Source organism: Acinetobacter lactucae (assembly GCF_013344765.1).
Lineage (GTDB): Bacteria > Pseudomonadota > Gammaproteobacteria > Pseudomonadales > Moraxellaceae > Acinetobacter > Acinetobacter lactucae_A.
The window spans coordinates 1-5,039 of sequence record NZ_JABVBF010000211.1 but is presented as its reverse complement, the minus strand read 5'-3'; the positions used below and the strand labels follow the sequence as shown (position 1 = coordinate 5,039).

At 37.2% G+C, this 5,039-nt stretch carries 4 protein-coding genes; all 4 read right to left on the bottom strand.

Going from position 1 to position 5,039, the window contains the following annotated elements; all coding sequences use genetic code 11:
• On the bottom strand, window positions 1-1,000 hold a 1,000-nt coding region (locus HUN22_RS15525), incomplete at its 3' end, for a fimbrial protein (protein WP_174731189.1).
• Complete coding sequence (locus HUN22_RS15520; RefSeq protein WP_174731192.1) at window positions 997-3,459, bottom strand: fimbria/pilus outer membrane usher protein; 2,463 nt, start codon at window positions 3,457-3,459, stop codon at window positions 997-999. The genes HUN22_RS15520 and HUN22_RS15525, both read right to left, overlap by 4 nt.
• A gap of 134 nt (window positions 3,460-3,593) precedes the next feature.
• Complete coding sequence (locus tag HUN22_RS15515) at window positions 3,594-4,340, bottom strand: fimbrial biogenesis chaperone (RefSeq protein WP_174731186.1); 747 nt, start codon at window positions 4,338-4,340, stop codon at window positions 3,594-3,596.
• A gap of 73 nt (window positions 4,341-4,413) precedes the next feature.
• Window positions 4,414-4,950, bottom strand: a complete 537-nt coding sequence (locus HUN22_RS15510; protein ID WP_438839291.1) for a fimbrial protein — start codon at window positions 4,948-4,950, stop codon at window positions 4,414-4,416.
• Window positions 4,951-5,039: the final 89 nt, after the last annotated feature.

Here is a 5,039-nt window from a genome sequence, read left to right as displayed (position 1 = left end):
CGGTTGCTGTTGCCTTAACCTCGCCTGCGGTTACATTGGTCGCTGTTTGATAGTAACGAGCAGTTAAGGGAATATCATATTCTACAGTCTGGTTTGAACTGACAGTGCCTATATTTTGTTTGGTTGTTTTTTGAATGGGACTGTTAGCGCCATTCATATTCCAAAGCAGTTCCACACCCACACCATTGGCTTTGTTTGAGTTTGCTGCACTATTATTAATGACCTGATTATTTGCGGGATCAGAATTATAATCAAAACTTAAGCTGATCGTGTTGCTTGTCGCTATACCAGAGTTATTTTCGCCGCCATTACATAAAATGGATAGGTTAAAGCTCTGTTCTCCTTGGGTTGAACCAATCGCTTTGAAACCTGACTTTGTAACAGTCGGGAGTTGAATGGGTATATCTACACCATTTTGAATTTCACATGATGAGGAAGCGATCAGGACAGGAGCACTACTTAACATGGTCGTAGTTAGAAATGGGCGATTTTGTTGCCCCGATACATAATAAGTGCTGTAACGGCCTGCTACCAATGCACCTGAGCCTGTTGTCATCGCGGTTTTAATCACCTCCATAACAAAATATCCTGGTGAAAGGGTATATGCTGTATTAGGTGTTAATGTACGTCTATATGGATAATATCCAGAAAAGTCTGATGCATCTGCTGCTTCACGATAAAGGCGAATACCAATGCCGGGAATATTGGTTGCATACACATTATTGCCTATTGGACTAACAGGATAATTTAAGGGGAGAGCTGCAATAATTTGATCACTAGCACGATTGCATGTTGCAGTAGAATTATTGGGAGAGATCGTAAAAGTATTCTTTTGTAATATAGTTCCTATTGGATCTGTCGGCTTTACGACGATTTTACCAATGTTCATCGGAATATCGACGGTGGTAAAACCCTTACTTAAATTACAATTTGCATTTGTATGGCTATAAGCAAATAGACTCACTGCCAAAAATCCAATTTTTTTTAAAATCTTATTCATTTACAGACTGCCTTTGTCATAATAATTGGTTGGTTGTTATGCTTTATTTGATCCGTGATATCGTATTCAAGTTCGCATTTTTCAGTATTCTTCGCTCCCCATTTCACATATAAACGGTCATGGCTTAAGGGAGTTCGTAAATAAATACGACTGCCTTGCGCAACAATACCTATTGCTTCGTTATTCTGGTTATATGCCTGTGCGGCAAAAGGTAAATGTGAGCCATCTAAAGTTGTCGCGGCGATAAAAAGTGCATAACCTTTTTTTGTTGTGAATTGAACTTTAGTGATTGAGCCTGCATAGGGAGCAATACGTAAGCTACTTTCAGCTAGCTCAACTCGTGTAGACATATTTTGTGGGTCAAGGCTAATGTCATTCATACGGTAAGGCGTAACATAGGGAATAATGGCATATCCGTTTTTATTAATGCTGAGCCCTGGTGTATTGCTGACTTGTGCTCCTGTCGCATCTGGTGCGTAGACTACTACCATTGTTTGGGCTTGGTCTGGTCCAAATAGTAGTCCTTGGGAATGTGCAACGATATTGCCACTTAAGTTAAGCATTTCTTGTTGATAGGAATCAGCATAACTTATTGAAGTGCCTATGGTTGTGTAGTTTGTTCTATAGTTACCATTAATATTGAGATTCGTTTGACCCTGATCTTGACTAGAAATTGATGCGCCGTAGTTCAAACGACTTCCTGTAAACCCGCTTAAACTTAAAATTTGGCTATCTTCACTTAGAAGACTATTCAAATTTAAAGAGGTTTTCTTAAAATCTAATGGAAAGGATAGGGACGCTAGGTATTGAGTATCTTGGTCAGCTCGCCCGCCAGCTTGAATAGTTTCACTATTAATTGCAGAGAAACTATAAGTTAAATCTTTAAATTGGTTGCTATAACCTAATTGGAATTGTTTATTAGTAGTAGGCTGGTTCCAATAGTTCGTCCACGAACCTACTAAATAGAAATTTCCCCATTGGTTTGGAAGAGCTTGATTTAAATTAATCTGAAATTCACTTTTTTGTTTACCTATCGAAAAACTATCAATATTTTGCTCTTGTAAGTCTTGAATTAAAATTGCGTCGCGCAGTTTGAGATAGTTTTGTGTTGAATAACGATAAGTTGCTAATGTTAAGTTGGTATGCGTTGGAGAAAACAATTTATTGTAACTTAGACGATAACTTTGCCCTGTCATTTTAGATTGATCAGAAAAATTGGCATTTGACTGAGTTGCGTCAAAAGAAATAGCACCAATCGGTGTTGAGAAAGCTGTACCTAACAATACAGAGAAATACTGCTGCGTTCCTTGAATTGCACTATAAGTTGTAAGGTAATTATTGATTCCACGTTGATATTTACCCTGTATTAGCCATGGATTTAACTTAATGTTTGAGTCTCGAAATTGTCCTAAGGTGAGTGAATATCGACTCATTTGAGGACGTAGCATTTCAATGACAGAAGCATATGGAATAGAAAATTTTTGAATTAGTCCATTGGATTCAAATATCGAAACTTGTAACTCACCTCCAAATCCTGTGGGATAGAGATCATTAATTTCAAAGTTTCCGGGTGGGACTGTGGTCTGGTAAATTAAATTACCTTGTTGTCTAACTTCGACTTTTGCATTGGTTTTGGCATAACCTCGAACTCTTGGAGCATAACCGAGCATACTATTTGGAAGCATTCGGTCATCACTTGAAATATTCATTCCACGATAGGGCAAAGAGTCAATAAAATCGCTATTGGTAAAATAATCTCCTAAGGTCAAAACCCCATGGATATTGGGAAAAGCCTTTTGTACATATGTATTTGTCGGGGTATAAGAAGAATTATTAGATTGAGAGTTAGAGTGACTTTGCCATTTCCATTGTCCATTATGGCGAAACTGCCAACTTGCTAAATTTGCTCCAAGATTGGTTCCCATAAAAGCATATGTATTTTCACGCTGTTCATTCACTATTCGATATGCTGTTGCGTTATAGCTTAAAAAAGCTGCATTAATACCGCGATCCCACAAATGTGGATCAATATAACCTTGTACATTTTTTTCTAAGATGGCTTGTGGTATCGAAATATCAATTCTTAAATGGGAACTATCAAATACGTAAAAGGCATTGTCTATCCATGAAGCAAGAGCTTTACATGAAAGAGATGAAGTGGAGTCATGTTGACTTAGAACATCAGCTTTTACCCCATATTCAAGCAACATGGCCTCTGTAAAACATGTTTCAGCATTTGTGTTAGGAATTAAGGCAGTAAATCGCATACGCCGTTTACCCAGCCATTGACCATTAATATAAACATCTAAGCTATATTCACCAGGCAAGATCGGGTTCCCGTATTTGAAGCGAGCTATATCAATTTTTTGTGCATTACCTACTAAGAAGTTGCTATCAAATTCAGCCTTTGTAAAATGTGGAACGTCAGTATTATTTTCAGCATATATAGCTACAGGCATGAATAGCGTAGTACTTGATACGACGTAAAAAGTAAAAGGGCTTTTTAAACATATATAAGGTATAAACCATTTAGACATAGTTTTAGAGCCTATTCATGATAGGTATTTAAGTTTTCCTAAGTAATACAAGGAGGTTAGAACTTTATTGGGTGCTCTACTCGTCCACCGTAATCATTGATATATACGAAGCTCATATCTGCTAAGTTTTTATTTTTTAGTTTTATTTTATCCTCTGAAAAAGGGGAAATCATTAGACCTTGCTGTAATAAGTCTGTTTTATGGCCGTCACTTCCTTGAAAAATAGAAGTGATAGTAAGAAAAAAAGGTGTCGGGTTTTTTATCACTAGATATTGATCATTTACTTTCCACTGAGCTTTCTCACTTATTTGGTCAATATTGTCTTTTAGATCGATAGGGCGATAAAAGAATTTAATTCGTGAGCGAATAGCGAGTTGCAAAAAATTATTAGAGGTAGAAGTGGCTTGGTCTTTTTGTTGAGTTCTTCCTTCTGGTTTAGGAGGAATATCTAAAACATTGAGCCAAAAAATCGATTCCTGTTGTTGATTTAGTTGAGAGGTAGTGGGTAAAGCTGTAATTCTTAGGGTTTGTCCCTTAGCTGCTTCTACGCGTGAAATCGGTGGTGTAATAACGAAAGGCACATTTGCTTCATCGGGTGTCAATTTTGCATTTCCATCATCGATCCATGCTTGAACAAGAGATGGGGCCGTACCGTTATTACTCAGCTGTAATGTGATCTCACGTGCATCTGAAGGATAAATGACACGAGTACCATGTAAAACAATTTCAGCATGACCTGTAGTAGTGAGTGCTACCTGTAGGCAAGCTAATCCCCAGAAAAATTTACGACCACGAAAAAGCATCAGTCATATTCTCAATAATAAATAATAGGAAGTAGATTGCTTCTATTCATGAATAGAAGCTTCTAATTTAGTTTTATTGATAAATAATCGTGTATTTTACTTGTGATGTTACCGTACCAGCAGTAGAAGCACCTGTAGCATAATATTCAGCATAGTAGTTAAGATCAGCACTACCGCCAGCTGAAACATTTACCCATTGTGAATTCGTTTGAGTTTCATTTGTGCTTGTAGCAAGTACAGGAATCATAGCGTTATTGCTGCCAAGTAACTGAATATTGACATTTGTCGCTGCACCAGAAGTTGCTTGGTTTAATAAGCGACCCGTATTGAAATCAACGGTAGCACCTGGTTCAAAATAAGTTGCGACTTTACCTGCAGCAGCGCAGTTCGTTAAATTAATTTGAAAAGGCGTGCGACCAGCCACATCACCTGCATTTTTTAAGGTTTGAGATGAAACTGTAGGCAAATTAATTGTTAAATTTTTATCTCCAGTATCAATAGTACAAGTATTATCCGTGACAAGACCATTAATAGTAATTGTGCCATCTGCTGCTTGTACATTTGCTATATTTAAGAGAGAAACCGCCGCCACAAAAATAAATTTTTTCATAAAATCCCCATCATAGCCTTTTAAAATAAAATCCATTACTTTTCAGTAAGTTTATTCTGATTAAGTAAGGCGAAGGAAATATATCACTT